This window comes from Castellaniella sp. FW104-7C03, from assembly GCF_040276085.1.
GTDB lineage: Bacteria > Pseudomonadota > Gammaproteobacteria > Burkholderiales > Burkholderiaceae_B > Castellaniella.
This window is the reverse complement of the sequence record NZ_JBELOK010000009.1, coordinates 59,600-85,659: the sequence shown is the minus strand read 5'-3', so window position 1 is coordinate 85,659 and position 26,060 is coordinate 59,600. Positions and strand designations below refer to the sequence as shown.

Below are 26,060 nucleotides of genomic sequence, written 5' to 3'. Positions count from 1 at the left end.
TCGCGCCACATTACAAGATTGTAATTAGCGCGTCATCAATCCGTCAGGGATGGATCGATACAGTGATCGATGGGCAGCACTGCTGCTTTCAATGACATGACTTTCAATGGTTACAACCGTTTCGAACCGGAGATCCGACAATGCTTCAAATACACCCTCTTCTTGCTTCGATTGCCCTCACGCTGGCTGCCGGGGCGGTCCAGGCGGCAACGCTACCGAACGGCGTTGTGTACAGCGCCAATGAAGGCGACGGCTCCGTGAGCGAGATCACCTTGCGTACCGGCGCCGTACACACGGCGAAGGTATCCGTCATCCCGCATAATGTCCAGATCTCCCCTGATGGAAAGACGGTTCTTGCCGTTGGCATGCCGGCGATGACCGGTATGGCCGGGCACGGTATGGGCAATGACCAAGCTGGTGAGAAGACCGATACGCACGCCAGTTCTGAAGATGGTAACGACGCCAAATTACTATTGATCGATGCCGGCCAGATCGACAAGACATTGGCGACGCTGCCTTCAGGCGGTCACCCTGCCCATGTTGTGACAAGCGAAAAGGGTGATCGTGCCTATATCACCAACTCCGAGGCCAATCAGGTCTCGGTCGTTGACATTCAGCACAAGAAAATCATCGCCGAGATTCCCACCGGAGCGTTTCCTCACGGCTTGCGTCTGAGCCCCAATGGGCAAGAACTGTATGTCGCCAACGTCACCGATAACAACGTATCCGTCATAAATACCCAAAATCTCAAAGAATCCGCACGCATCCCTGTTGGCAAGGCCCCGGTTCAAGTTGCCTTTACGCCTGATGGAGCACAGGTCTATGTATCGCTGCGGGATGAAAATAGTGTGGCGATCATCGACACCGTCACCAGACAGGTGCTCAATCGCATAAAGGTTGGCCGCAATCCCATCCAGCTATACACAACCGCGGATGGCAGCAAGGTTTACGTCGCCAATCAGGGCAGCGAGAGCGAGCCCGACAACACGGTCTCTGTCATTGATGTGAAAAGTCAAAGCGTTCAAGCCACGGTGACCACGGGCATGGGCGCCCATGGGGTTGTCGCCAGCAGTGAGGGGGGCTTTGTCTTTGTCACAAACAATCAGGACGACACGGTCAGCGCGATAGACACCAGCACACAGGAGGTTGTCGCCACATACCGGGTGGGGCCCAATCCCAACGGCATTACCTATCGGTCCATCCCGTAAGCCCCATTCCCAGCTCTCTCACATGGAGACCCGAACATGCGGATACTGAAGGCCATTTTTGCGGCGATACTGGCTCTGAGCCTGGCCGGCTGCGGCTACAACACATTCCAGAGTTCAGACGAGCAAGTCAAGGCGAGTTGGTCAGAAGTGGTCAATCAGTATCAGCGCCGCGCGGACCTGATCCCCAACCTGGTGAACACGGTCAAGGGCGAGGCAAATTTCGAACAGAGCACATTGACGCAAGTGATCGAGGCACGCTCAAGGGCCACCTCGATTCAGGCGACTGCCGAGCTGCTCAACAACCCCGAAGCGTTCCAGAAATTCCAGCAGGCGCAAGGCCAGCTGACGGGCGCCTTGTCGCGGCTCATGGCTGTCTCCGAGAACTACCCGGCCCTGCGGAGCAACCAGGGATTCCGCGACCTGTCGGCACAGTTGGAAGGCACCGAGAACCGCATCACCGTAGCGCGCAACCGTTATATCAAGTCCGTGCAAGACTACAACGTGACGGTACGAACCTTTCCTTCCAATCTGACTGCAATGTTGTTTGGCTACAAGGAAAAGCCCAACTTCACTGTCGAAAACGAGAAGGAAATAGCAAAGCCACCCAACGTCAGCTTTGAGAAACCGGTCGGCGGTGCGATACCGGCAACGTCCGGGGCGGTGCGGTGACCATTGGCGAGACGGTAGGCCGGATTGTCGGCGCCCTGCTGCTGGCCAGTTCGCTCGTCTGGAGCGCGCTTGCCATAGCGCAAGTGCCCGTGCCCCCATTGACGGGGCACGTCATCGACCAGACCAAGACCCTGGACACTGAGCAGAAGGCCACGCTGGAGCAGGCGCTGACCGACTTCGAGGCCAGGAAAGGCACACAAATCGCGGTGCTGATCGTCGCATCGACTGCACCCGAGCAGATCGAGCAGTTCTCGTTGCGTGTTGCCGAGCAATGGAAACCGGGACGCGCAAAAGTCGACGACGGCGCGATTCTTGTGGTGGCCAAAGACGACCGCACAGTGCGCATCGAGGTCGGCTATGGTCTGGAAGGCGCACTCACTGATCTCACCTCCGGGCGCATTATCAGCGAGCTCATCCTGCCCCGATTCAGGCAGCAGGACTTCTACGGCGGCATCGCCGCCGGGGTTGGGCAGATTATCCGCACTGTCGACGGCGAGGCCTTGCCAGCGCCAGAAGACAGGGGCCCTGCCCCCCAGGGTGACATCCAGCGCTACGGCCCTGTTCTCTTCATCGTGGCCCTCGCCCTGGGCGGTCTGCTGCGCTCGACGATAGGTAGGGTACCGGGTGCTGTCGTCACGGGCGGTGTGGTGGGCGCGGTGGCATGGCTCATGGTCGGTGCGCTATCGATCGCGCTTTTTTCGGCCATCGCGGCGCTGCTGTTCACCTTGATGGGTGGCGGCCGGGCCTTGCACGGGTTGGGGGGTCTATACCGCGGCGGCCGTGGTCATCGTGGCGGCGGCTTTCGCGGCGGTGGTGGTGGCTTCGGTGGCGGTGGCGCCTCGGGCAGGTGGTGACCATGAAGAGCCCGCGCATCGTGTGTCACCTGCTGACAACCGACTGGTATGTCCAGCGGTGCTTCCCCCGCAGTGCAATGGTGGCGATCGAGCGGGCGATCAAGGATAGCGAGGCCAGGCACGACGGCGAGATCCGCATCGCGATCGAGGGTTCGCTGGAGTTTCGCGCGCTGTTGCACGCACAGTCGGCCCGTGAACGGGCAATCGAGCTGTTCTCGCAGCTTCGGGTGTGGGACACCCAACACAATAACGGCTTGTTGATCTACCTGCTGCTCGCCGATCACGCGGTAGAGATCGTGGCGGACCGGGGCATTCACGAGAAGGTCAGCCAGGGCGAATGGAATGCGGTGTGCCGTCAGATGGAATCCGCCTTCAAACAATTCGAGTTCGAAAGTGGTGTGGTGGATGGTATCCGGATGGTGACACAACACTTGGTAACACACTTCCCGGCCAGTGGCCAATACGCAAACGAGTTGCCCGATGAACCAGCGGTACTGCGATGACACGGCCAGGGCAAGAGCATCAATCGCAAAGGCAGCCCAGACGAGTCATCAAATCATGGGGTCTCGGCTCACTGACGGTCACCGGTCACGATGCACCAACCAAGCTTGCGCCACCATGACATTACAGAATTGTCATGATGGTGTCATCTGATTGACATGAACACCTCGCTAGACTCTTATATATCAATGCAATAGCTGCGTGGGTTGCTTATTAGCGCCCAATGCCAGGCGCCAGCGTGATCTTATGCATCAACGATTTTTGTGTAGACGGCAACGCAATATTGGTTACGCGAAACAGGACCGTACGTGCCACCGCCTTACCCACAGTAACGGAGACGACTCCATGACTCAGCAGCAGCCCATAAAACGACCCGAACACGCGCAGCACGGTAAACAAGGGGCTGCCCAATACACCACCTCTACCCAATACACCTGCCCGATGCACCCCGAGGTGATCTCCGATCAGCCCGGTGACTGTCCGAAGTGCGGCATGCACCTGGTGCCCGTGCAAAGCGGCGAGCCACAGGCGCAGTCCCGCCATGACAAGGGTCATGGCCATGGTCACGGGCACGGGCACGCCCATCAAGCCGGCCATGAAACCGCTGCGCCGGTTCGCGGCGGCCAGTACGACCAGGTGCCCGCCGGCTATGTCGGTGCGGTCTACACCTGCCCGATGCACCCCGAGGTGCGGCAGACCACGCACGGCGCCTGTCCCCTGTGTGGCATGGGCCTGGAGCTGGAATCCGCCGCGGCCGGCGACGAGGGGCCCAATCCCGAACTGGTGGATTTCACCCGCCGCTTCTGGGTCGCGGCCGTCCTCACGATCCCGGTGCTAGTGCTGGCGATGGCTCCTTATCTGGGCCTCACGGCGATTCGCGACTTCTTCGGTGAACGAACCTCGATGTGGATCGAGCTCGTGTTCAGCACCCCGGTGATCCTGTGGTCGGGCTGGCCATTTTTCGTGCGCGGCTGGAATTCGTTTCGCACCATGAACCTCAACATGTTCAGCCTGATCGGCATGGGGGTCGCCGCGGCCTATCTCTTCTCGATCGTCGCGGTGCTGGTGCCGGGCATCTTCCCGGAAGGCTTTCGCGACCCCGTAAGCGGCCAGGTCGGAATCTATTTCGAGGCCGCGGCAGTCATCGTTGCCCTGGTGCTGCTTGGCCAAGTCATGGAGCTTCGTGCCCGTGAAGGCACCGGCAAGGCGATCCGTGCGCTACTGGACATGGCCGCCAAGACCGCCCGGGTGATCCGCCCTGACGGTACCGAGGAAGAAATCCCCCTGGAAGCCGTGCGGGTGGGCGATCACCTGCGCGTGCGCCCCGGCGACAAGGTGCCGGTGGACGGCGTGGTGCTCGAGGGCCGTTCTGCCATCGACGAATCGATGATCTCCGGTGAGCCAATCCCGGTGGAAAAAACCAAGGACGACAAGGTCACCGGTGCCACCCTCAACGGCACCGGCAGCCTCATCATGCAAGCCACCCGGGTCGGTGCCGATACCACGCTCAGCCAGATCGTCGAGATGGTGGCCAACGCCCAGCGCTCACGCGCGCCAATCCAGAAGTTTGCCGATAAAGTGGCGGGCTGGTTCGTCCCCGCGGTCATTGGCGTTGCGATCTTGTCCTTCATCGCCTGGGCGATCTGGGGGCCGGTGCCGGCATTGGCCTACGCGCTGGTCTCGGCGGTGGCGGTGCTGATCATCGCCTGCCCCTGCGCACTGGGGCTCGCCACGCCGATGTCGATCATGACGGCCACCGGGCGCGGCGCGCAGCTGGGGGTGCTGATCAAGAACGCCGAGGCGCTGGAGCGCTTCGCCAAGGTCGACACGCTGATTGTCGACAAGACCGGCACCCTGACCGAAGGCAAGCCCAAGCTCGTCGCCGTGCTGCCCGAAGCCGGGCACGACGAGGCCGAGGTGCTGCGGCTGGCGGCGACGCTGGAAATAGGATCCGAGCACCCGCTGGCCGCCGCCATCGTCGCCGGCGCCGAGGAGCGCGGAGTCGAATTGGGCAAGGCCGATGATTTCGAGGCCGTGACCGGCATGGGCGTCAAAGGTGTGGTCGATGGCCACCAGGTGGCGCTCGGCAATGCCAGGCTGATGGCCGAGCTGGGCCTCGATGGCGGCCCACTGGCCGCTGTCGCCAACGCGCGCCGCGACGAGGGCGAGACGGTCATGTTCGTGGTACTCGACGGCGCCATCGCCGGGCTGGTCAGCGTCGCCGACCCGGTGAAAGAAACCACGCCCGATGCCCTCAAGGCACTGCACAAACTGGGTTTTCGCATCATCATGGCCACGGGCGACAACGAGCGCACCGCGAAGGCGGTAGCCGCGCGCCTGGGGATCGATGAAATCCGCGCCGACGTGCTGCCCGAGGACAAGGCGCGCATCATCCGCGAGCTGCAGGCCAAAGGCCGCAGGGTGGCGATGGCGGGCGACGGGGTCAACGATGCCCCGGCACTGGCGCAGGCCGACGTCGGCATTGCCATGGGCACCGGCGCCGACGTGGCGATCGAAAGCGCGGGTTTCACCCTGGTCAAGGGCAATCTCGATGGCATCGTGCGCGCCCGCAAGCTGGCGCTGGCCACCATGCGCAACATCAGGCAGAACCTGTTCTTTGCACTGATCTATAACGGCGCGGGCGTGCCGATCGCCGCCGGGATCCTCTATCCGTTCTTCGGCATCCTGATCGGACCCATGTTTGCCGCCTTTGCGATGACCGCCTCCTCGCTGTCGGTGGTCTTGAATGCGCTGCGCCTGCGCAGCGAGAAGATTTGATCCAGGCCACCTTGATTAAATCAGATTTGCACACCGCGAGGTAAGCCACAATGAATGCCAAACCATCGACAGTCAAAACCCCTGCGGTGCGTAAAGCTCCTCGCGAGCGTCAACCCGCTTCCTCCCAGACGGCGGCCGACCAGAAGACTGCCCGTGAGCTCGACCACACCACCATTCCAAGCAATCCCGCAGCGGAACTACTCGCCTACCAGGCCGACCTGTGGCGGCGCGGCCTGCGCTACCTGGATACGCTGCGCCAGCGTGCCGACAACATGCTCGAGCATGAGCAGGCCGGCATGCCGCCACTGCTCGACTTCGACTATGAGATGATTCTGGACGGCCGCCGACTGGAGCGCCCCGCCAACTATGCCTTGCTGCGTATCACCCGGGTCGGCGAAGACTGTCTGGAAGACTGCCTTGACGAGACCAAGCCGCCGGTGATGATCGTCGACCCGCGCGCCGGTCATGGCCCGGGCATCGGCGGTTTCAAACAAGACTCCGAAGTGGGCATGGCGCTGCACGAGGGGCACCCGGTCTACTTCGTGATCTTCTTTCCGGAGCCCATGCCCGGGCAGACGCTGGAAGACGTACTGCATGTCCTGCGACGCTTCGTCGAGACGCTGGCCGAGCGGTATCCAGGCAAGCCACCGGTGCTCTACGGCAACTGTCAGGCGGGCTGGGCCATTGCGCTGCTCTCGGCTGATTGCGTAGGTCTGGTCGGACCGGCGGTACTGAACGGCTCACCGCTGTCTTACTGGTCTGGCGAATCCGGGGTCAATCCCATGCGCCTGGCCGGCGGACTGCTGGGTGGCGCCTGGATGACGCACCTGCTGGCGGACCTGGGGGACGGGCGTTTTGACGGCGCCCATCTGGCGGCCAACTTCGAATCCCTCAAGCCCGCAAATACCTTGTGGCAGAAGGATTACCAGTTATTTGCCGACATCGATGGCCAGCGCGAGCGCTTTCTGGATTTTGAGCGCTGGTGGACCGGCTTCTATAGCCTGAGCAAGGAAGAGATCGTTGCCATTGTCGAAAACCTCTTCATCGGTAACGAGATCGAGCGTGGCGAGTTTGAAATCTGCTCCGGTTGTACCGTCGACCTCAAGCGCATCCGCAACCCGCTGGTGATCTTCGCCTCCAGCGGCGACAACATCACCCCGCCGCACCAGGCGCTCAACTGGATCCCGGCGGTGTATCCGAGCACCGAGGCGCTCAAGGCCGCCGATCAGCGCATCGTCTATCTGCTCAACCCGCACGTGGGCCATCTGGGAATCTTCGTGTCCGCCAAGGTCGCACGATTGGAGCACCGGGCGATCCTCGAGAGTGTCGGCGACCTCAATGAGCTTGCCCCGGGGCTCTACGAGATGAAGATCGACAATCCCACTGGCGACCCGGACTGCCACAAGCCCGAGTTCCAGGTGCGTTTCGAGGAGCGTCGAGTGGAAGACCTGGATTACGCTGACCAGACGGCGGCGTTCAAGCAGGTAAAAGCCCTCTCCGCGCGCAACGTGGCCCTCTACGAGACCTTCGTCGGACCCTGGGTGCGGCTGGCCACCACCCCCTGGTCGGCCAAAATGCTGCGTCAGCTGCATCCGGCACGGACCAGCCGGCTGATGTTCTCGGAACGCTTCGCGCCCTGGATGGGCGGCGTGAAGTGGCTGGCCGAGAGGGTGGAGACCACACCAACGCCGGTCGATAGCAGCAGCCCCTACCGGCAATGGGAGACATTGGTGAGCGACTCGATCGCCTCGACACTGACGCAGGTTGGCACGACTCGCGACAGCGTCTTCGAGAAGGTGTTCGAGGGGCTCTATGGCGGGTCATGGCTCGACAAGAGCGAGACAGAGACACCCCATTCCCACAATAAGGAAGTGTAAGGAAATGTCGACGCGCCCATCCATCCTGGTGGTCAACTGCGGCTCATCCAGCCTGAAATTCGCCGTGTTCGGCCTGGCCGATGGCCTCAATCGTCAGTTGTGGGGGGAGGCCAGCGGCATCGGCACTGAACAGGGACGGTTCCGCGTGGTGGACGCTCGGGAACAAGTCCTCGCGAACAACGACGTGCGATTCGCGGATCATGCGGCAGCCATTGCGCGTCTCGACGAGATCTTGCGTCAGCAAGGTGAAGGGCTGAATCTGGTTGGCATCGGGCACCGAGTGGTCCACGGGGGGGAGGACTGTGACTGTTCGCAGCGTATCGACGACACACTGCTGCGTCGTCTGGACACGCTGATTCCATTGGCTCCGCTGCATCTGCCGCACAACCTGGCCGGCATCGCCGCCATGCGCGCGCATTTTCCCAACGTACCCCAGCTCGCCTGCTTCGACACGGCGTTTCATCACGGCCTGCCTGAGGTCGCCCGGCATACCGGACTGCCTCGGGAGTACGAGGCCCAGGGCGTGCGTCGCTATGGCTTTCACGGGCTCTCCTACGAATTCATCGTCGAGGATGTGGTGCGCCGCCACGGTCCAGCGGCACTTGACGAACGCCTGATCGTCGCGCACCTGGGCAACGGCGCCTCCTTGGCGGCGATCCGCGGTGGGCGCAGCGTCGAGACGACGATGGGTTTCAGCGCTCTGGGCGGCATGCCTATGGGTACCCGCAGCGGCGATCTGGATCCCGGCATCCTGCTGTATCTGGCCGGGCAGCAAGGACTCGATCCTAAAGCTCTCCAGTCATTGCTCTACCAACGCTGCGGCTTACTGGGCCTCTCTGGCGTGAGCGCCGATATGGGCGAGCTCCTGGCGCGCCGTCAGGACACCCCAGAGGCCGCGCAGGCGATCGACTTCTTTTGTCATCGCGCGCGCCACTTCATCGGCGCCCTGAGCGCCGCCCTCGGCGGGCTGGACCGGCTGATCTTCACCGGCGGCATCGGCGCGAACGCGCCGGACATCCGCGCGCAGATCTGCGATGGCCTGGCGTATCTGGGCGTGACACTGGACCCAGGGCGCAATCGCAAGCCCGAGCCGCTGATCTCCGCCGCCGAGGGCCTGGTCCAGGTGGAAGCCGTGACCACCGATGAAGAACGGATGATCGCGCGGCACGTGCAGCGCCTGTATGCCAACCAATGAAAGGAAACATGATCAATAACGCCGTCCAACGATTGGCCACGCTTGATGACCTGGTGCAGCAGGCACGGCACGGGGACCCGATTCGGGTCGCCGTGGTCAACGCGGCACAGGCTGCAGTGCTGGAAACACTTCGCGATGCGGTACGACTCGGAATCGCTGAACCGGTGCTGATCGGTCGCTGCGTCGAGATCGCCAAGGTCGCAGCCACGCTCGGCTGGGAGCTCGACCTGGCCTCCGTGATCGAAGCGGACTCGGAGGCGGATGCCGCCCGCCGCGGGGTGGAACTCGTGCGCGCCGGTCGCGCCGACGCGCTGATGAAGGGACACATCCACACCGATGCCTTCATGCGCGCCCTGCTCGACAGCGAGCACGGCCTGCGCCAGCCCGGCAGCCGCGTCAGCCACGTCTTTCTGGTAGATATACCCAATTACCCACGGTTGCTCGCCATCAGCGATGCAGCGGTGAATATCACGCCAGACCTCAACGCCAAGGCACAGATTCTGCAGAACGCCATCGCACTGATGCACATGATCGGCGTCGAGGTGCCCCGGGCGGCCGTAATCTCGGCGGTAGAGACCGTCAACCCGGCCATCCCCTCCACTCTGGACGCGGCCTGCCTGACGCTGATGGCCCGCCGCGGGCAAATCATTGGCGCCGAGGTCGACGGGCCACTGGCCTTTGATAACGCCATCTCCGAACGTGCAGCCCGGGAAAAAGGGATCGAGTCATCGGTGGCAGGCCAAGCGGATATCCTGCTGATGCCGGACCTGGTCTCGGGCAACATTCTGGCGAAAAACCTGGAGTACCACGGTGGCGCCACCGCAGCGGGGGTGGTCATGGGACTGACGGTGCCGGTAGTGCTGAGTTCTCGGGCCGACCCGCCGGCGGCACGCCTGGCGGGACTGGGCGTCGCGGCGCTGATGTACCGGGCGGGAATCCGGCTGCCGATCCCAATCGTGCCGGAGACGGAATCCGCCTTCCCCTGTGCCCCGCAACCCGAGTCGGCTTGTTGCCCCAAGGAGGTGTGCTGATGGACGCCCAGACGTTGGAACATGACTAATCCACGGTAATCTTTTAATCGGGCCACATCCATGCTGCAATACCCCCAGATCGACCCCATCGCCTTGCAAATCGGACCACTTGCCATCCACTGGTATGGCCTGATGTATCTCACCGGCTTTGCCCTGGCATGGCTGCTGGGCCGCTGGCGCATCCGGCATCACCCCTGCGGCCTGACCCTACGCGATCTCGAGGACATCATCTTTTACAGCGTGCTAGGCGTGGTGATTGGCGGGCGCCTGGGGTATGTACTGTTTTACAAACCGGGCGAGTACCTGAGCCACCCGCTCTCGGCGCTCTACCTATGGGAAGGCGGCATGTCGTTTCACGGTGGTCTGCTGGGCGTAATCGTGGCCATGCTGATCTTTGCCCGCAAGCGCGGTCGCACACTGCTGGAGATTGGCGACTTTGTCGCGCCACTCATCCCTTTGGGCCTGGCTGCTGGGCGCCTGGGCAACTTTATCAATGGCGAGCTATGGGGCCGCGCCACCACAGTGCCTTGGGGCATGGTGTTTCCACAAACGGGGGACGGCATCGCACGCCACCCATCGCAACTCTATGAAATGGGACTCGAAGGCTTTGCGCTGTTTGCACTTATCTGGTGGTTTGCACGCAAGCCACGTCCGATCGGGCAAACAAGTGCGGTGTTCTTGATGGGCTACGGGGTCTTTAGATTTATGGTGGAGTTCACCCGCGAGCCGGATAACTATCTCGGCTTATTCGCGGGTGGCCTGTCGATGGGCCAGTTACTTTCATTACCCATGATTCTCTTCGGAATTTTTATTTACTGGTGGGCCGCAAGACGATCGGCCCACGCACTGACGCCGTGACTGTCTCAGTCTGAGGTGGTGAACATTGCAAAGTTGTCATCGCAGCGTCATCCGATCGACATGAGCGCTTCACTAAACTCTTATACATCAATGCAATAGTTGCGTGGGTCGCGTATAAGCGGCCGACCTCGATATCTTGCTCGTTCCGATCACAGGATGCACACACGTGAAACACCAGCCACCACTTTCCATCGCTTTACCCTCCTCGGCGTCGTACGCGCTCAAGACTCGGACATCCGGCTTCAAACGGAGTCTGGCACCGTACACAGGGCGATCCCTCACAGCGCTTCAAAAGGACATCCATCATGGATGAATCGATCTCTCATTCAAGCGTCTGGGGCATTGCAGCGATCATGATCGTGATTGCGTCCTGGTTCTTCTACCGCTACCTGGCTCCGAAGACCTGGCGTGAATGGGCCAGCGCGGGACTCGTGCAGGCATTCATCATCGCACTGTACGCCGAGATGTACGGCTTCCCGCTCACCATCTATCTGATGGTCCGGTTCTTCGGGCTAGACAGTGCAAATCTGAGCGCCAGTCTCTGGTCCACGCTGCTGGGCGTGGGTGAGCTGGGCATGATGATCTCGATGCTGCTCGGCTATCTCTTGCTGTTTGTCGGCATTGGTTTGTTCGCCCAGGGCTGGCGCGAGCTCTACCGTGCGCAAAAGGAGAAGCGTCTCGCCACCGGTGGCTTGTATGCGCTGGTCAGGCACCCTCAGTACACCGGCCTGTTCATTGGCCTCTTTGGCGAGGGCGTCGTGCATTGGCCGACGATCTTCTCGGTGACGCTATTTCCCGTGATTGTGCTGATCTATTGGCTGCTTGCACGAAATGAGGAGAAACGCGTGCTGGCGGAATTCGGCGATGAGTATCGCGCCTATCGGCGACGCGTTCCGATGTTCATTCCGCGAATCGGCCAGTGGCGGCGACTGGTCGAGCGCTCCAGGGGCGGCAGCGAGCAGGAACTGCCGCGGCATTGACATGCCAAGACCAATCGCTCGCCGCCTTGCGCGGCTGTCCAGAACGAAAGGTCGACGTCTGAACGATCTCAACGAAAGGAGCTGGAAATGGCTTGGCTAACAGAGAACTGGATCTGGGTACTGTTTGGAGTGGCGTTCATTGCCATGCACTTGTTCGGACACGGGTGCCATGGAGGACATGGTGGAGGCCATGGCTCGGGTTCTGGCGAAGATCGCGACGCGAACAGGACCGCCGACCCAAAGGCCGTAGGGAACCCGCCGAGCGCCACGGGCGGTAGCCGCGAACCACATCCTCATTAGGAGAGCTTCCTGTACGGGGCGTATGCCGGGATGGTGTACGTGCCGATCTACAACTTCTTCAAGCGGCGCTGGGACACCGGACAATGACGAATATCTCGCACGCGTTCCACATCACACTGCGAGTTTTGAGGAGGATCCCGAGGGCCACGATGCCATTTGAACACATCCAGGCAGGCAGAGCAGATCCTGCGGGACTCGTTGACGACCACGACCTACTAACCAAGCCTGCACCGCCATTACATTACGACATTGTCATGCTGGTGTCATCAGATCGACATAAGCGCTTCGCTAAACTTTCATATATCAATGCAATACATGCGTCAGTTGTTTATTAGCTGCCGCACCCTGACAGTCGCAACTGTCTCTAGCTGACCAGGAGTTCAACATGACCTACCTCCGTACCTTTGCATCTATTGCCGTTCTGACCAGTGCAGCCCTGACCGCCCCGGCCTGGGCTGCCAATGGCGATCAAAACGACAGCCATCATCCGGCAAATGACACCGTCGCGCAGGCTGCTCAGGCGCAATCGGGTAGCCCGGGCGCAGGTATGCGCGCGGGCACGACTGCCCCCGACTATGCCAGCCAGATGAAGGCCATGCAGCAGATGCACGATGCAATGCTGGCCGCGAAGACGCCCGAGGAGCACAGTGCGCTGATGGCCAAGCAGATGAAACTCATGCAAGGCGGCATGAATATGATGGGTAGCATGGGCGGCATGAGCATGATGGGCCGCGGCATGGGCAGTGGCATGAGCACAGGCGCAGCGCCGGGCAAGTCGGCCGACATGGCCACCCGCCAGGACATGCTGGAGCAGCGTATGGACATGATGCAGTCCATGATGCAGATGATGACAGACCGCCTGCAGGCGCTTCCTGCAACAAAATGAGGAATCAGCCATGAGTACTTCAAATTCCCCTCACACGGCAGCAAGCGCGCAACAGCCACCTGCCACCCCCTATGGTTTTCGCTGTGACATCCAGGACAAGGACTTTGTGACGGCCGTCGCCCGCGTCACCGAAGCGCTGAAAGCCGAAGGCTTTGGCGTCCTGACCGAGATCGACGTGCAGGCCACGATGAAGGCCAAGCTGGGCATCGAGGGGCGACCCTACCGCATCCTCGGCGCCTGCAATCCGCCGCTGGCCCACCGCGCCCTGGAGGCTGAACCCGACATCGGCCTGCTGCTGCCCTGCAACGTCGTCGTGCGTGAAGAGGCCGACGGTCGCCTGGTCGTTGCCTTCATGGACCCCGTTGCGGTGTTGCAGATGACCTCGAACCCCGAGGTCGGGCGCATCGCCCACGAGGTGCGCGATCGGCTTGAGCGGGTGAAATCTGCACTGGCCAGTAGCACAACCCCGGCAGCCAAGGGCTGAGGGAGTGCACATGGTTTACAACGGCGGCTTCTTCATGGGCGGCATGCACTTTTTCTGGTGGATCTTCTGGTTGGCGCTGGTCGGCATCATCGTGTTCTACGGCTGGGGGCGTACGAGCGGGCGGCACAGACGCGCGCGCGAGTCGCCCCACGAAATGCTGCAGCGCCACCTGGCGAACGGTGAGATCACGCCCCGCGAGTACGAAGAACGCAAGGGCTTGCTTGATCGCGATGCCAGGCACACAAAATAAACCAGGCACAGGACAAAGATATCTCGTCAAACAGTTAAAAGCTTTCATGCGATGTCAGGGCCTGTCTTGAAACTACAGGCCAGTGCCGTTTGTATCAACCGAACAGATCAGGACTGCCTTGATCACCAGATACGGTTTAATCCGTTCGAATTGGCATGTATACCATATCAAGAAATCTGTTTCTTATCGCCGGCTTTTTTTTGACAAGCACTGCCGCCGCATCAGGCGTGAGGCAAATCTCTATCGTCGATGATCCAGCTCATGTACTCGGTCAACACTCGCACAAAGCGACTTCCCGGCTGGAAAATCTGCGGAAGATTTTTTTCGACACGCCACTGAGCGAACGAACACGCATCAGCTCGGCATTTGGTTATCGATTCCATCCCGTGTCTGGCAAGTGGGCAGGCCACCAAGGTATTGATTACCCTGCCCCGAAAGGCACACCCATCCGGGCGACAGCTCGCGGCAGGATATCCTTCATCGGCATTCAGAGCGGATATGGAAAAGTGATCTTTGTAGAGCATAACAATATCTATTCTACTGTCTACGCCCACCAAAGCCGTTTCAAAAATAGTTTGGAGAAAGGCGAATATGTCGACAAGGGACAAATCATTGGGTATGTCGGTTCTACCGGAACGTCCAGTGGCCCCCATCTGCACTATGAATTGCGTGTCAATAATCAGCCGGTAGACCCTGTTCGACAAAAGCGGCAACTGGCCGCCCACACCCAAAAATGAAGCGTCAGGTCCGGCGCCCGAACAATCGTAGTCCATCAAGCTACATTCACCGTACAGCAAAGTGAGCAAGGACGATTCCAATGACAATAGTCACGAAAAAAGCCGCTGTGTTCCTTGGTGCGCTTGGTTTTTTGGCACTCGGTACCGGTCTGTTCATGTACCAGTCGGCATCGAGTTCAAAACTGGCTTATATTGACCCGTCCGATCAAACACTCTTGGTCCGTGGTAGACAAATCTACACCAATAATTGTGCCGCATGCCATGGAGCACGGCTTGAAGGCCAGAATGACTGGCGCACGCGCAAGCCAAACGGACGATTACCCGCGCCGCCGCACGATAAAGCAGGGCACACTTGGCATCATCCAGATGCGCTTTTGATTGACATTGTCAAAAACGGCCTGGTGCCTGGGAAAACCGCGCCACCCGGATATGTGAGCGATATGCCAGCCTATGGCCAGTCATTGAGCGACCCCGATATAGCGGCGGTGTTGGCCTATATCAAGAGCTCCTGGCCACCTAAAGCACTGGCTGCACAGAAAGAAATCACGCTGCAACCGAGGCAGTAAGTGCCCGGCGAAGATGCTCTATTGCTTTGCCTTGTGCAATCGCTGCGCATCACCTGCAACCCATGCGATTCAATCCTCCCCCCGCAACTCCGGCCAGATCTGCCACCAGTCATCCGGACGCAGCTGCTTCCGAGTGACAGCACCGCCCGTCAATTCCTCGATCTCCACACAGCGGATGATTGGCACCGGACGTGTACCTGCCGCCCAGCTGCTGACTACCTGTACAGGTAACCCTAACTTCTTGGCCAATGGGGTCATCCCGCCCATCACTTCACAGGCATCACGAACAGGCTGAAAATCCCGCATATGCTTCCATAACCATGTGTTTAACATGGATTTTATTAGATAAATTCGTTATTAAGATATGACGACGCGTTGTTTATTTGTGCCGTTTTGCAGCGCCAAAGTTCAGCACCGGCTAGTCAATTTGTAACTGCAGGTCAGAAAACGGCATTCATCGCATGAAACAATCTGCACCGATCTGAACCAAGCGTTTTTCCTGCCCCCCTGGGGGACTGACGATTTTATGATCTTTCGTTTGCCGCGGGATAGTCACAGCCGTAAACAATTTGCCCTGGCCTCGTATCCTCCACTCGTAGTGGTATTCGCTAAGCTTTAGCACCCTCCAGTAGAACCTTGAATTGCTTGAAAAATCAATCAGCTGATTACCTATTGACAAAACTAATCAAAATGCTGACAATAGCTTTAACTGCTCAACGCAGACCAGCTCTTTAACAAGCAACAAGCGATGAATACTGCGCCCTGCCCGATCACGCGGCACGCGACTGCGCAGCAACCTGTAAGGCATCGGGGTTGAAGCAAAACCGATGAAATCCGCCAATCACAGCCAGCCCCTCGCGTGGGGCATGGATGGCCGCGTGCGGCGAGGACTTCCCACAACGGGACGCGCCCGGTGCATTCATATGAATGCCCAAACTCAGGGATGGCGACGTAATCCTTTGACGACAGCGGGAAAGACCGCAGTCCCCGGCATCCAGACGAGCCGCCACCGGCGGGCCAGCGTCTGGCCCTACCGGGGGTGATCCAAGCACCCGACCCCCATCGCGGCATCTTGGCGGGTCGGCCCCCAGGGCTCCGGCGAGCCCGCTTTGGCAGGCGTCCCTCCGGGCATCTACCAAAGTGCCCGTACTTACATTTTCGAACCCCTATTTTTACCAGCCATCCCGAAAGGATCGACTTATGACAGTAGCACGCACCTTCACCGCTCACCCTCCCCACCGCCCAGCAACACGGGCGCTGCTTTACCGCATCAACGTGGCGGAGGCAAAACTGGGGGTCTCACGCTCCACCATCTATCGACTGGTGCATGACGGCGAGCTGGAGCTGGTCAAGATCGGCAAGCGCTCCAGCGGCATCACCGCCACCAGCCTCCATGCCATGATCGAGCGAAACAAGACGCCGTGCTGATACCATAGTCGTATTCACGCAACACAGAGAAAAACGCCCACCGGGTTCAAACTGGGTAGCCAGGTGGGTAGCTAGAGCAAAAACGCGGCTTGTGCTGATGTGATAACTATCTGATTAACAAAAGTAATACTCATCGCATGAAACTCGCCACCTGGAACGTCAATTCGCTTAACGTCCGTCTGGGCCATGTGCTCGACTGGTTGCATGCCAACCCGGTGGATGCCCTCTGTCTGCAAGAGCTGAAATTGCCAGACGAGCGCTTCCCCGATGCTGCGTTGCGGGTGGCGGGCTATCACGCCTGCTGGGCCGGGCAAAAGACATACAACGGGGTGGCTATCATCAGCAAGACGCCACCTCTGGATGTGCAACGCAATATCCCTGGTTACGAAGACCCGCAACAACGGATCATCGCCGCCACCATAACGGATATCCAGGGCCAGGCGGTGCGTGTCATCAGTGCCTATTGCCCCAATGGGCAGTCGGTGGGCAGCGATAAATATGCGTACAAGCTGGATTGGTATCAGGCGCTGCATGCCTGGCTGGGTGATGAAATCAGTCAGCATACTGATCTGGCCATTTTGGGTGACTACAACGTGGCACCGGCAGATGCAGACGTGCACGACCCAAAAGCCTGGGAGGGCAATGTGTTGGTATCAGAGCCCGAACGCCAAGCGTTTCAACGATTGCTGGATCTGGGCCTCAAGGATACTTTTCGCCTGTTTGATCAGCCGCCCAAGATATTCAGCTGGTGGGATTATCGGATGATGTCGTTTCGGCGAAATGCAGGTGTGCGTATCGATCACATCCTGGCAAGCCCCGATCTTGCCAGCCGCTGCCTCGAGTGCGTGGTTGATAAAATACCGCGTGGATGGGAAAAGCCCTCCGACCACGCGCCTGTTGTGGCGCAATTCAAAATATAATGCGGAGATATTCCGCGTTTTTGCTTCCCTCATGCCCCTAGACAGCCAATTGATCGCGCGCGTAGATCGCGGCGCGATTCTCGACATCACCCTTGAAAACCTGCCCTTTCGTGTATACGTGGCCCAGCGGCCAGCCGATGTACAGCAGGTTGCCGATATTGTGCCCGCCCAACAGTTTCAGGGCGAGGGAGACGTCCATGTAGCCGCTGTCAACGATACCGACGACGTCGCCAGCCAGATTCAGGATGTACTGTTTAATCTGAATCCGGGCGATGCCATCGTATTTCTGTGCACCAGTGCCCAGGCTTATGCAGATACCTTGGCTGAGTTTGGTCAGTCGCCAGATACGCCGGCGGTATCATGACAACATCGTCCCTTTCACAAGCCGCAGATATGTCTCCCAAGCACGCCGGAAATATCTTCATGGTGGTGGCACCCAGTGGTGCGGGCAAGTCCAGCCTGGTCAATGCCTTGCTGGCACAGGATGATACCCTGTCGTTGTCTATTTCCTGCACCACCCGCCCCCCACGTCCCGGGGAAGAAGATAAAAAGCACTACCGTTTTGTGTCAGTGGATACTTTCCAGGCCATGCGCGAACGCGGTGATATGCTCGAATGGGCCGAGGTGCACGGCAACTTTTACGGCACACCGCGCGACCGCGTGGCCCAGACCATCGCTGCCGGACAAGACATCATTCTCGAGATCGATTGGCAAGGTGCCCGGCAAGTCCGGCAGCATTACCCGCAGGCCATCGGCGTCTTTATCCTGCCGCCCTCCATCGAGGCGCTCGAAACGCGCCTGAACAAACGCGGCCAGGATGCACCCCAGGTGATTGCTCGCCGTCTGCTCGCCGCAGGGGGCGAGATGGCGCATGCATCCGACTGCGAATATGTTATTATTAATCAAGACTTTAGCCTGGCTTCACAGCAGCTTCAGGCTGTTGTACTAGCAGCCCGGTTACGATATACCGCACAATCCGTTCGCCACGCTGATCTGTTCATGCAGCTGGGCATACGTAAACCTCTCAATAACGCTAGCTAATCAGGACACTCATGGCCCGTATCACCGTCGAAGATTGCCTTCAGCAAATTCCCAACCGCTTTGACCTCACCTTGGCCGCCACTTATCGTGCCCGCGAGCTTGCCCAAGGTCACGAAGCCCGCATCGAAAGCCACAATAAGCCTACGGTCACCGCACTGCGCGAAATCGCACAAGGCCAGGTTGGCACCGAAATGCTGCGCAAGGTTCCAACCTGATCTAAACGCAAAGAGGGGATTCAATGGCGTTTTCTGGCATACGCGGTGCATCGTCCGGGCTTCTGGCGGTGTTGCGCAAAGGGCCCAGGCTACACAGAAGAAAACCCCACGCTGCCCCCGCGTCCATCCCTGCGGCCGCACCCAGCCCCATCGCCTCGTTGGCGGGGCTGCAACAAATCACCTCTACATACCTGGCACCGCGTGATATTGATCGTGTGCGTGAAGCCTACCGGTTTGCAGACAATGCGCATCTGGGGCAATTTCGCGAAAGCGGAGAGCCCTACATCTCGCATCCCATAGCCGTCACTGAAATTTGCGCAGGCTGGAAGCTCGACGCAGATTCTCTGATGGCCGCCTTGCTGCACGATGTCATCGAAGATCAGGGCGTTGCCAAGCAAGACCTCACCGAAAAATTTGGTCCGGACGTCGCTGATATTGTGGACGGCCTCACCAAACTCGAGCGCCTTGAATACGCCACCAAGGCCGAGCAGCAGGCAGAGTCTTTTCGTAAAATGCTGCTGGCCATGGCACGTGACGTGCGTGTCATCCTCATCAAGCTGGCGGATCGCCTGCACAACATGCGCACGCTGGATGCCGTGCCACCCGAGAAGCGCCGCCGGGTAGCCCGCGAAACCCTGGACATCTATACACCCATCGCCCATCGCCTGGGCCTGAACGCCCTTTTTCGCGAGCTTCAGGATCGCTGTTTCAAGGCCATTTACCCCAACCGCTACGACGTGCTGTACAAGGCCATGATGGCCGCCCGCGGCAATCGTCGTGAAGTCATCACCAAAATAGCAGAAGCCGTACGGGCAGCACTGCCGGCAACTGGCCTGGATGCAGAAGTCAGCGGCCGGGAAAAATCCTTGTACGGCATCTACAAGAAGATGGTCGAGCAGAAAAAATCATTTTCTGATGTGCTTGATATCTACGGGTTTCGGGTGGTTGTGCACACACTGCCAGAGTGCTACCTGGCCCTGGGCACACTACATCAGTTATATCGTCCCGTACCAGGCAAATTCAAGGATTACATTGCCATTCCAAAGATCAATGGCTATCAGTCCTTGCACACCACCTTGATTGGCCCCTATGGCACGCCGGTCGAATTTCAGTTTCGTACGCGGGACATGGATCACGTGGCCGAAGAAGGTGTTGCCTCTCACTGGCTTTATAAAGAACAAGGCACCTCACTGAACGATTTACAAAAGCGCACGCACCAGTGGCTGCAATCGTTACTGGATATCCAGAACCAGACGGGTGATTCCGGCGAATTCCTCGAACACGTCAAGGTTGATCTGTTTCCGGATGCCGTTTACGTGTTTACGCCCCAAGGAAAAATCCTTTCTTTGCCGCGCGGGGCTACACCCGTAGATTTCGCATACGCCATCCACACGGATGTCGGCAACCATGCGGTGGCTTGCAAGATCAATGGCGATTTTTCTCCGCTGCGCACCGAACTGCACAGCGGAGACGCCGTAGAGATCATGACTTCATCGGCCTCGCGTCCCAGCGCTCAGTGGCTTAATTATGTCCGCACCGGACGGGCACGCTCCGAGATTCGCCACTATTTGCGCACCGAGCGCTACGAAGAATCCATCGCGTTTGGACGGCGCTTGCTTAACCAAGCGTTTGATCAGCTGGGGATCACCTATCCAGCCGATACGGATCCCCAATGGGATCGTCTGGCCAAAGGCTCGGGTGGCGCCTCGCGCACCGAAATTCTGGCGGATATCGGCTTGGGGAAACGTTTGGCTGCGGTGGTAGCGCGCCGCTTTGCCCCCGAAAACGCCATGCTCGAAACCACGGCCATGGCGGTAGACGAGTTCAATGCCGTCTCCGGCGCTCCAATCGTTATCCACGGCAACGAAGGTCAGGCTGTACAGCTGGCGCCGTGCTGTGGCCCATTGCCGGGCGATGCCATTATCGGCGGTATCCGCCTTGGGCACGGGCTGGTGGTTCATATGGCTGATTGCCCGGTTGCCTTGCGCCTGCAAGCCAAAGAGCCCGAACGCTGGATCCCGGTGATATGGGACGTCACCACTGCGCGGCACCTGACAACCCGCCTGGACATTACTGTGCTTAACGAGCGTGGCGTACTGGGCCGTCTGGCGGCTGAGATCACCGAGGCAGACTCCAATATCACGCAGCTCAGCATGCCTGACGAAGCGGCTGCCACAGCATTGCTGCATGTCACCGTGCAGGTCGACAGCCGCAAGCACCTGGCTCAGGTCATCCGGGCAATCCGGCATGTTCCTCAGGTGCAAAAGATTGTTCGTGCCAAGGGATAGCTGCCTGGGATAGAAAACCCCAAGCAGTCGATCCGCCCGTGTCGGTGAAGACGCCAGGCGGATGGGCAATGCTCAGCTGTTGCCGCTGTCGCCGTTCTGGATCAGGGCTTTGCCTTCTTCGGTGATTTTCACATTAAGCGCTTTGCGTAAATCAACCATCAGGGCTTGTTGTTCAATTTCACCCCATACGCGCCCCAACTGGGCAGCCAGGCCGTCCAGGGCGGGCTTGTCGATGGTGCCAGGTTTAACCGCATCCACCCGAACAATCGCGTAGGCATCCGGCAGCGTGACGCCACCAAACGCTGGCAATTTGTCTTGCGACACAGAAAATGCGGCGTCCAGCACAGATTTTCCGAGACCGGCAGAATCCAGACGGCTGATGGTGATGGCATCCTCGAAGCCTTCTGCCGAACTGGCGTCAGCCTGCAGTGCCGACAAGGCTTTTTCGCCTTCAGCGACAGCCGCCGCCTGTGCCCGTTGGCTGGTCAGCTGTGTGCGGATATGATCTTTTACCTTGTCCAGTTTGGGCACATGCGAAGGGATAACCTGCTTGACGCGCACCACCACCATGGTGTCCGGTGAAATTTCAATCACCCCCGAGTTTTGCTTGTCGCCAAGCACCTGGCGACTAAACAGTGCCTGACGCACCCGGACATCGCCCAGCACAGCCGCATCGTTACTGGCTGTGGCTGAATCGGGGCCGGCTTCGTCCTTGCTTAGCAGGCGATCTCGCGCAATACCAGTGGCCGAACGCAATTGCAAGCCCAGCTCTTTGGCGGCGGGCTCGAGGCTGGTGGGGTTATCGTACACCAGGCTGGTGAGCTTGGTGGCCATATCGGCAAAGCGGTCGGCTGCCAACTGGCGGCGCACTTCGGTTTCTACCTTGCTGCGCGCTTCGTCAAAGGTTTCGCCTTTTTCGGGCTCAACCTGGTTGGCCATAAAGATGTGATAGCCATCCGGCCCCTTCACGGGCTCGGAGATCTCGCCCTGCTTGAGTGCAAAGACCACCTGCTCCATGGCCAAGGGCAAGGTGCCGCGCTGAATCCAACCGAGTTCGCCGCCATTACGGGCGGTTCCTGCGTCCTGGGACTCCTTGCGGGCGAGCTCGGCAAACTGGCTGGGGTCGGCCTTGGCCCGCTGGCTAATGTCTTCGGCGCGGCTGAGCGCAGCCTTGCTGGCTTCATCCGAAGCACCCGATGGCAGCTTTACAAGGATATGGCTGACGTTATAGCGCGCAGGCACAACGTAACGTGCCTTGTTTTGCTCGTAGTAGTCTTTCAGCTGTGCATCGGTGACGCTGGCCACGCTGGCTACGGCAGCCGCTTCGTCCAGCACGACATAGCTGGCAGTCACTTGCTCCGGCAGACGGAGGTCTTCCTGGTGCTTGTCGTACCAGGCCTGAATATCTTCAGCAGAAATCTGCACCGACTGCTGATGATCCTTGGCCAGAAACACTTTAAGGCGCACGGTGCGCTCTTCGGTAAGGGCTCGCTTGATGGAATCGAGCACAGGCGTAGGCAAGGCTGCGGTGTCGCGCACAGGCCCTAGGACAGTATCCAGGGCCAGCTCGGCACGTTGGCTGTCTTCAAAATCGCGCGGGCTCATGCCGATAGACGCCAGTACTTCGTGGTAGCGGTCTGCGGAAAACTGACCATCCACCTGCACCTGCGGCATGGCAGCAATCGCACGACGCAGCGCGTTGTCGGACACACTGAAGTGCTCATCAGTGGCCAGCACGATTTGAACCTTGCGATTGATCAACTGATCCAATAGTGCCTGACGGGATTCCGGGTTGTCCAGCAAGGCCGGATCAAAGCGGCCCTGACTGCTTTCTTGCATTTGCTGCAACTGATTGCGTTGCGCCTGGGTGAATTCCTGCTTGGTAACCGACAATTTGCCGATTTCCGCAATGGCAGTATCAGCGGTCACAAACGAATATCCGCTGATGCCAAGAAATACAAACGAAGGCACCACCAGGATCAGAAGGATCAACTGCATCAAACGCTGGTGCGTGCGAATAAAATCGAACATGGGCGAAGGTCCTGCTGAGTAGGGCTGGCATCCAAACCAGGCACTTGAAACAAAAAAGGCGATCACCATCGCCCCTGCCGGCTGGTCGAACCGGCAGCCGTAAATGCCACGCAGTTTAACACCGTAAGGCACGGGCATGCTAAGCCACCCTGCAAACCGTTAAAATGGAGCTCATTTTCCCTGAGGCGCCTTTTGGCGTAGCTTCTTCATGACCGCTCACTCTGTTTGGCCCTGGCCCCGTCTGATTGCCCATCGGGGCGGTGGCCGTCTCGCACCCGAAAACACGCTGGCGGCAATGCGCGCGGGCCATGCCTGGGGCTATCAGATGGTTGAATACGATGTGAAGCTCAGCGAAGATGGGGTGTTGTTCCTGTTACACGATGATCGCATCGATCGTACTTCCAGTGGTACGGGCCTGGCTTCCGAACTCAGCTGGAAAGCGCTGTCCGAGCATGATTTTGGTGCCTGGTACGACGCGGGCTTCGCTGGCGAGCCTGCCTCTACCCTCAGTGCGGTGGCGCGCTACACCCAGGCGCAGGGGATCCACAGCAACATTGAGATCAAGCCGACCACCGGCCATGAGCATCAAACGGGCCTGGCAGTAGCTGCCGCGGCACGTACCTTGTGGGCACAGGCTGCGCTTCCCCCTTTGTTGTCTTCTTTTTCAGAAGTTGCCCTCGAGGCCGCCCGTACGGCGGCCCCGGATTTGCCGCGTGCCCTGCTCATCGAGGGGCCTGTCCCCACCGACTGGCGAGTCCGGCAACTGGGGCTGGGCTGTATAGGTGTCAATATTGATGCTACTTATGCCGAGCCGGCTGTGATACAAGAGATTCTCGGCCAAGGTGCCACCCTGGCAATCTGGACGGTGAATGATGTCGCCCAGGCCAGGCAATTGCTGCAATCGGGGTGTCACGCAATTTTTACCGATCAGCTGGCGCAGATACGCCCGGCCGATTTCGGCCAAACCCCTTAAAGGCAGCGGATGTTCAGCTATCGACACGCGTTTCATGCCGGCAATCATGCCGACGTTCTCAAACACACCATTTTGGTGCAGATACTCGAATATCTGAACCAAAAAGACACGCCGTACTGGGTGATCGATACCCACGCCGGGGCGGGACTATATGCGCTGGATGGCGAATGGGCCGGCCAAAGTGGCGAGGTCAGTGATGGCCTGGATCGCTTGCTGGGCGCACCAAACGCGCCTGAGATGGTGCAGCACTATCTGGAAGCCGTGCAGGCGTTCAACCCCGACGGCGTGGCCAATGTGTATCCAGGCTCACCCAGCCTGGCCTTGCAGGCGATGCGTTCACAGGATCGCCTGAGGCTGTTTGAACTGCACCCCACTGAGGGGCAGGTGCTCGAAGACACCTTGCGCAAGCGCATGCGCGCCTCTCCACGACAAGTGGCGGTGGCGCGTGAAGATGGCTTTCAGGGCCTGAAGCGCCTGCTGCCACCACCCTCGAGGCGAGGATTGGTACTGATAGACCCGTCTTACGAAGACAAACAGGATTATCGGGCTACCTTGCACGCAGTGCGAGATGGCTTGCAGCGTTTTGCGACAGGCTGCTTTGCAGTGTGGTATCCGCTGGTGCAACGGGTGCAGGCCCACGAAATGGTGCGTTCTCTAGAGCGTTTGCCGGGCAACTGGCTAAACGCCAGCCTGACTGTACACAAGCCCTCGGCCGATGGGCTGGGCTTGCATGGCAGTGGCATGTTTGTTCTTAACCCGCCCTGGACGCTTCAAGCGGATCTTGAAACGGCCCTGCCCTGGTTAAAGAACATCCTGGCACAGGACGATCAGGCCCGGTTCAGCCTTGTACACAGTGGCCAGATGCCCACGCCAGACGCAGTGGGGCACCGGCCTTCTGTTCGTCAGAAGCGCTCGCCGTCGCGCAAGTAGCGCCATTGCCCAACGGGCAGGTCGCCCAACACCACCTGCCCCATGCGCACACGCTTCAGCCCCACCACCTTCAGGCCCACTTGCTCGCACATACGGCGTATCTGCCGCTTGCGGCCCTCGTGTAGTGTGAAATGCAGTTGATCTTCGTTTTGCCAATGAACCTTTGCCGGACGCAGGGCATGCCCATCGAGCATCAGGCCGTGGTTCAGCAAGGCCAGGCCGTTGCTTGACAAGCGGCCTGAGACGCGTACCAGATATTCTTTCTCGAGCGAGGCATCATCCCCGATCAGTTGGCGGGCGATTCGGCCATCCTGGGTGAGTACCAGCAGGCCTTGAGAATCGATATCCAGCCGTCCCGCAGGGGCAAGCCCACGGACATGGCCAGGCTCGAAGACCTTCCGGCCACGGCCGGCGTGATATTGCGTGTCGGCCCTTATCAGGGAGACTGCCAGCCGATAACCCTGATCTGCCTGATGGGAGACGTAGCCCACGGGCTTGTTCAGGATGATGGTGATTTTGTCGGTTTGCCGTTTGGCCGCTTGACGCTCCAGTGTGATCTTGGCACTGGGCAAGGCCTTGGTGCCAAGTTCTTGTACGACCTGACCATTGACACGCACCCAGCCGCGCTCGATATAGGCATCTGCCTCACGGCGTGAACACAGGCCACGCTGAGCCATCAGCTTGGAAATACGAACGAATTCCATCAAAGTGCCTCAACCCCTGCTTCACCCGTACGAATCCGGATAGCTTGTTCGACAGGCGTGACAAAAATTTTGCCGTCACCAATTTTGCCGGTGCGTGCCGCCCGGATAATGGCATCGATCACGCCTTCGACCTGATCCTGGGCAACCACGACGTCAATACGGATTTTGGGTAAAAAGTCCACCACGTACTCGGCTCCGCGATAGAGCTCGGTATGTCCTTTTTGTCGGCCAAAGCCTTTTACTTCGGTGACGGTCAGGCCGTTGACGTTGAGATCTGACAGGGCTTCGCGAACCTCGTCGAGTTTGAACGGCTTGACGATCGCTGTGATCTGCTTCATGTCGGGCTGCGCCATGGT

At 59.4% G+C, this 26,060-nt stretch carries 29 protein-coding genes; 24 read left to right on the top strand and 5 right to left on the bottom strand.

The window, feature by feature from the left end; genetic code table 11:
- The first annotated feature begins 140 nt into the window (after positions 1-140).
- From ABS758_RS11765 to ABS758_RS11690, 16 genes are all read left to right on the top strand, one after another.
- The gene (locus ABS758_RS11765; RefSeq protein WP_066459622.1) at positions 141-1,208 is read left to right on the top strand and encodes a YncE family protein; all 1,068 of its coding nucleotides are present in this window, start codon (positions 141-143) and stop codon (positions 1,206-1,208) included.
- Between the two features lie 36 nt (positions 1,209-1,244).
- Positions 1,245-1,877, top strand: coding sequence for a LemA family protein (locus ABS758_RS11760; protein WP_066459621.1), 633 nt, complete (start codon positions 1,245-1,247; stop codon positions 1,875-1,877).
- 23 nt (positions 1,878-1,900) lie between these two features.
- The gene (locus ABS758_RS11755; protein ID WP_066459661.1) at positions 1,901-2,731 is read left to right on the top strand and encodes a TPM domain-containing protein; all 831 of its coding nucleotides are present in this window, start codon (positions 1,901-1,903) and stop codon (positions 2,729-2,731) included.
- Between the two features lie 2 nt (positions 2,732-2,733).
- Entirely contained in the window at positions 2,734-3,234 is a 501-nt protein-coding gene (locus ABS758_RS11750) for a TPM domain-containing protein (RefSeq protein ID WP_066459619.1), read from the top strand.
- Between the two features lie 343 nt (positions 3,235-3,577).
- Positions 3,578-6,010: a copper-transporting P-type ATPase gene (locus ABS758_RS11745; RefSeq protein WP_350382944.1), complete on the top strand. Its 2,433-nt coding sequence runs from the start codon at positions 3,578-3,580 to the stop codon at positions 6,008-6,010.
- Between the two features lie 50 nt (positions 6,011-6,060).
- Positions 6,061-7,887, top strand: a complete 1,827-nt coding sequence (locus ABS758_RS11740) for a DUF3141 domain-containing protein (RefSeq protein WP_350382947.1) — start codon at positions 6,061-6,063, stop codon at positions 7,885-7,887.
- Between the two features lie 4 nt (positions 7,888-7,891).
- The gene (locus ABS758_RS11735) at positions 7,892-9,082 is read left to right on the top strand and encodes an acetate/propionate family kinase (protein ID WP_350382949.1); all 1,191 of its coding nucleotides are present in this window, start codon (positions 7,892-7,894) and stop codon (positions 9,080-9,082) included.
- Between the two features lie 8 nt (positions 9,083-9,090).
- Positions 9,091-10,113 carry a bifunctional enoyl-CoA hydratase/phosphate acetyltransferase gene (locus ABS758_RS11730; protein WP_066459617.1) on the top strand — a complete coding sequence of 341 codons (1,023 nt, stop codon included), beginning with the start codon at positions 9,091-9,093 and terminating at the stop codon, positions 10,111-10,113.
- Positions 10,114-10,173: 60 nt separating this feature from the next.
- Positions 10,174-10,971: a prolipoprotein diacylglyceryl transferase gene (gene lgt / locus ABS758_RS11725; RefSeq protein ID WP_066459614.1), complete on the top strand. Its 798-nt coding sequence runs from the start codon at positions 10,174-10,176 to the stop codon at positions 10,969-10,971.
- 305 nt (positions 10,972-11,276) lie between these two features.
- On the top strand, positions 11,277-11,951 hold the full coding sequence (locus tag ABS758_RS11720; RefSeq protein WP_066459612.1) for a methyltransferase family protein: 675 nt from the start codon (positions 11,277-11,279) through the stop codon (positions 11,949-11,951).
- An 87-nt stretch (positions 11,952-12,038) separates the two neighbouring features.
- Positions 12,039-12,251, top strand: a complete 213-nt coding sequence (locus ABS758_RS11715) for a DUF2933 domain-containing protein (protein ID WP_084386796.1) — start codon at positions 12,039-12,041, stop codon at positions 12,249-12,251.
- A 385-nt stretch (positions 12,252-12,636) separates the two neighbouring features.
- The gene (locus tag ABS758_RS11710; protein ID WP_066459611.1) at positions 12,637-13,137 is read left to right on the top strand and encodes a hypothetical protein; all 501 of its coding nucleotides are present in this window, start codon (positions 12,637-12,639) and stop codon (positions 13,135-13,137) included.
- 10 nt (positions 13,138-13,147) lie between these two features.
- Complete coding sequence (locus ABS758_RS11705; protein ID WP_084386795.1) at positions 13,148-13,621, top strand: DUF302 domain-containing protein; 474 nt, start codon at positions 13,148-13,150, stop codon at positions 13,619-13,621.
- 10 nt (positions 13,622-13,631) lie between these two features.
- Positions 13,632-13,871, top strand: coding sequence for an SHOCT domain-containing protein (locus ABS758_RS11700; protein WP_232305139.1), 240 nt, complete (start codon positions 13,632-13,634; stop codon positions 13,869-13,871).
- Positions 13,872-14,026: 155 nt separating this feature from the next.
- Complete coding sequence (locus tag ABS758_RS11695; RefSeq protein ID WP_084386835.1) at positions 14,027-14,608, top strand: M23 family metallopeptidase; 582 nt, start codon at positions 14,027-14,029, stop codon at positions 14,606-14,608.
- Between the two features lie 80 nt (positions 14,609-14,688).
- Positions 14,689-15,174 (top strand): c-type cytochrome, encoded by a 486-nt coding sequence (locus tag ABS758_RS11690; protein ID WP_084386836.1) that lies wholly within the window; start codon positions 14,689-14,691, stop codon positions 15,172-15,174.
- Positions 15,175-15,243: 69 nt separating this feature from the next.
- Here the strand turns inward: ABS758_RS11690 and ABS758_RS11685 are convergent, their stop codons facing one another.
- Together ABS758_RS11685 and ABS758_RS11680 are read right to left on the bottom strand one after the other, a co-directional pair.
- Positions 15,244-15,480 (bottom strand): transcriptional regulator, encoded by a 237-nt coding sequence (locus ABS758_RS11685; protein WP_066459935.1) that lies wholly within the window; start codon positions 15,478-15,480, stop codon positions 15,244-15,246.
- Between the two features lie 464 nt (positions 15,481-15,944).
- Positions 15,945-16,097 (bottom strand): hypothetical protein, encoded by a 153-nt coding sequence (locus ABS758_RS11680; RefSeq protein ID WP_350389090.1) that lies wholly within the window; start codon positions 16,095-16,097, stop codon positions 15,945-15,947.
- 277 nt (positions 16,098-16,374) lie between these two features.
- Between ABS758_RS11680 and ABS758_RS11675 the strand changes: the two genes are divergently transcribed.
- The 6 genes from ABS758_RS11675 to ABS758_RS11650 all read left to right on the top strand — a co-directional run bounded on the left by ABS758_RS11675 (position 16,375) and on the right by ABS758_RS11650 (position 21,066).
- Positions 16,375-16,602 carry a helix-turn-helix transcriptional regulator gene (locus ABS758_RS11675; protein ID WP_066452519.1) on the top strand — a complete coding sequence of 76 codons (228 nt, stop codon included), beginning with the start codon at positions 16,375-16,377 and terminating at the stop codon, positions 16,600-16,602.
- A gap of 137 nt (positions 16,603-16,739) precedes the next feature.
- Positions 16,740-17,522: an exodeoxyribonuclease III gene (xth, locus tag ABS758_RS11670; RefSeq protein ID WP_350382951.1), complete on the top strand. Its 783-nt coding sequence runs from the start codon at positions 16,740-16,742 to the stop codon at positions 17,520-17,522.
- Between the two features lie 31 nt (positions 17,523-17,553).
- Positions 17,554-17,886 carry a hypothetical protein gene (locus ABS758_RS11665; RefSeq protein WP_350382952.1) on the top strand — a complete coding sequence of 111 codons (333 nt, stop codon included), beginning with the start codon at positions 17,554-17,556 and terminating at the stop codon, positions 17,884-17,886.
- Positions 17,883-18,563: a guanylate kinase gene (gene gmk / locus ABS758_RS11660; RefSeq protein ID WP_350382953.1), complete on the top strand. Its 681-nt coding sequence runs from the start codon at positions 17,883-17,885 to the stop codon at positions 18,561-18,563. Before ABS758_RS11665 ends, gmk begins: the two co-directional genes overlap by 4 nt.
- Before the next feature lie 11 nt (positions 18,564-18,574).
- A complete protein-coding gene (rpoZ, locus tag ABS758_RS11655; RefSeq protein WP_350382954.1) occupies positions 18,575-18,778 on the top strand; it encodes a DNA-directed RNA polymerase subunit omega in 204 nt (67 codons plus the stop codon).
- A gap of 23 nt (positions 18,779-18,801) precedes the next feature.
- Complete coding sequence (locus tag ABS758_RS11650; RefSeq protein WP_350382956.1) at positions 18,802-21,066, top strand: RelA/SpoT family protein; 2,265 nt, start codon at positions 18,802-18,804, stop codon at positions 21,064-21,066.
- A gap of 72 nt (positions 21,067-21,138) precedes the next feature.
- Here ABS758_RS11650 and ABS758_RS11645 read toward each other — a convergent pair whose 3' ends face one another.
- Entirely contained in the window at positions 21,139-23,097 is a 1,959-nt protein-coding gene (locus tag ABS758_RS11645; protein ID WP_350382957.1) for a SurA N-terminal domain-containing protein, read from the bottom strand.
- 208 nt (positions 23,098-23,305) lie between these two features.
- Between ABS758_RS11645 and ugpQ the strand changes: the two genes are divergently transcribed.
- Together ugpQ and ABS758_RS11635 are read left to right on the top strand one after the other, a co-directional pair.
- Positions 23,306-24,070: a glycerophosphodiester phosphodiesterase gene (gene ugpQ / locus ABS758_RS11640; RefSeq protein WP_350382959.1), complete on the top strand. Its 765-nt coding sequence runs from the start codon at positions 23,306-23,308 to the stop codon at positions 24,068-24,070.
- Between the two features lie 9 nt (positions 24,071-24,079).
- A complete protein-coding gene (locus tag ABS758_RS11635) occupies positions 24,080-25,000 on the top strand; it encodes a 23S rRNA (adenine(2030)-N(6))-methyltransferase RlmJ (protein WP_350382961.1) in 921 nt (306 codons plus the stop codon).
- Here the strand turns inward: ABS758_RS11635 and ABS758_RS11630 are convergent.
- Both ABS758_RS11630 and ABS758_RS11625 read right to left on the bottom strand, forming a co-directional pair.
- Positions 24,973-25,704 (bottom strand): pseudouridine synthase, encoded by a 732-nt coding sequence (locus ABS758_RS11630; protein WP_350382963.1) that lies wholly within the window; start codon positions 25,702-25,704, stop codon positions 24,973-24,975. The genes ABS758_RS11635 and ABS758_RS11630 overlap by 28 nt on opposite strands.
- Positions 25,704-26,042 (bottom strand): P-II family nitrogen regulator, encoded by a 339-nt coding sequence (locus ABS758_RS11625; RefSeq protein WP_350382966.1) that lies wholly within the window; start codon positions 26,040-26,042, stop codon positions 25,704-25,706. The genes ABS758_RS11630 and ABS758_RS11625 overlap by 1 nt, the downstream gene beginning before the upstream one ends.
- Between the last annotated feature and the right edge of the window lie 18 nt (positions 26,043-26,060).

Bases quoted from the DNA above. Each gene is read 5' to 3' on its own strand.
- ABS758_RS11730 (WP_066459617.1), top strand. From the start codon at position 9,091: ATGATCAATAACGCCGTCCAACGATTGGCCACGCTTGATGACCTGGTG.
- ABS758_RS11735 (WP_350382949.1), top strand. From the start codon at position 7,892: ATGTCGACGCGCCCATCCATCCTGGTGGTCAACTGCGGCTCATCCAGC.
- ABS758_RS11720 (WP_066459612.1), top strand. From the start codon at position 11,277: ATGGATGAATCGATCTCTCATTCAAGCGTCTGGGGCATTGCAGCGATC.
- ABS758_RS11680 (WP_350389090.1), bottom strand. From the start codon at position 16,097: ATGAATGCACCGGGCGCGTCCCGTTGTGGGAAGTCCTCGCCGCACGCG.
- ABS758_RS11765 (WP_066459622.1), top strand. From the start codon at position 141: ATGCTTCAAATACACCCTCTTCTTGCTTCGATTGCCCTCACGCTGGCT.
- rpoZ (WP_350382954.1), top strand. From the start codon at position 18,575: ATGGCCCGTATCACCGTCGAAGATTGCCTTCAGCAAATTCCCAACCGC.
- ABS758_RS11710 (WP_066459611.1), top strand. From the start codon at position 12,637: ATGACCTACCTCCGTACCTTTGCATCTATTGCCGTTCTGACCAGTGCA.
- ABS758_RS11665 (WP_350382952.1), top strand. From the start codon at position 17,554: ATGCCCCTAGACAGCCAATTGATCGCGCGCGTAGATCGCGGCGCGATT.
- ABS758_RS11685 (WP_066459935.1), bottom strand. From the start codon at position 15,480: ATGCGGGATTTTCAGCCTGTTCGTGATGCCTGTGAAGTGATGGGCGGG.
- xth (WP_350382951.1), top strand. From the start codon at position 16,740: ATGAAACTCGCCACCTGGAACGTCAATTCGCTTAACGTCCGTCTGGGC.
- ugpQ (WP_350382959.1), top strand. From the start codon at position 23,306: ATGACCGCTCACTCTGTTTGGCCCTGGCCCCGTCTGATTGCCCATCGG.
- ABS758_RS11625 (WP_350382966.1), bottom strand. From the start codon at position 26,042: ATGAAGCAGATCACAGCGATCGTCAAGCCGTTCAAACTCGACGAGGTT.
- ABS758_RS11715 (WP_084386796.1), top strand. From the start codon at position 12,039: ATGGCTTGGCTAACAGAGAACTGGATCTGGGTACTGTTTGGAGTGGCG.
- ABS758_RS11635 (WP_350382961.1), top strand. From the start codon at position 24,080: ATGTTCAGCTATCGACACGCGTTTCATGCCGGCAATCATGCCGACGTT.
- ABS758_RS11705 (WP_084386795.1), top strand. From the start codon at position 13,148: ATGAGTACTTCAAATTCCCCTCACACGGCAGCAAGCGCGCAACAGCCA.
- ABS758_RS11750 (WP_066459619.1), top strand. From the start codon at position 2,734: ATGAAGAGCCCGCGCATCGTGTGTCACCTGCTGACAACCGACTGGTAT.
- ABS758_RS11675 (WP_066452519.1), top strand. From the start codon at position 16,375: ATGACAGTAGCACGCACCTTCACCGCTCACCCTCCCCACCGCCCAGCA.
- ABS758_RS11760 (WP_066459621.1), top strand. From the start codon at position 1,245: ATGCGGATACTGAAGGCCATTTTTGCGGCGATACTGGCTCTGAGCCTG.
- ABS758_RS11645 (WP_350382957.1), bottom strand. From the start codon at position 23,097: ATGTTCGATTTTATTCGCACGCACCAGCGTTTGATGCAGTTGATCCTT.
- gmk (WP_350382953.1), top strand. From the start codon at position 17,883: ATGACAACATCGTCCCTTTCACAAGCCGCAGATATGTCTCCCAAGCAC.
- ABS758_RS11745 (WP_350382944.1), top strand. From the start codon at position 3,578: ATGACTCAGCAGCAGCCCATAAAACGACCCGAACACGCGCAGCACGGT.
- ABS758_RS11695 (WP_084386835.1), top strand. From the start codon at position 14,027: ATGTATACCATATCAAGAAATCTGTTTCTTATCGCCGGCTTTTTTTTG.
- ABS758_RS11650 (WP_350382956.1), top strand. From the start codon at position 18,802: ATGGCGTTTTCTGGCATACGCGGTGCATCGTCCGGGCTTCTGGCGGTG.
- lgt (WP_066459614.1), top strand. From the start codon at position 10,174: ATGCTGCAATACCCCCAGATCGACCCCATCGCCTTGCAAATCGGACCA.
- ABS758_RS11700 (WP_232305139.1), top strand. From the start codon at position 13,632: ATGGTTTACAACGGCGGCTTCTTCATGGGCGGCATGCACTTTTTCTGG.
- ABS758_RS11740 (WP_350382947.1), top strand. From the start codon at position 6,061: ATGAATGCCAAACCATCGACAGTCAAAACCCCTGCGGTGCGTAAAGCT.
- ABS758_RS11690 (WP_084386836.1), top strand. From the start codon at position 14,689: ATGACAATAGTCACGAAAAAAGCCGCTGTGTTCCTTGGTGCGCTTGGT.
- ABS758_RS11630 (WP_350382963.1), bottom strand. From the start codon at position 25,704: ATGGAATTCGTTCGTATTTCCAAGCTGATGGCTCAGCGTGGCCTGTGT.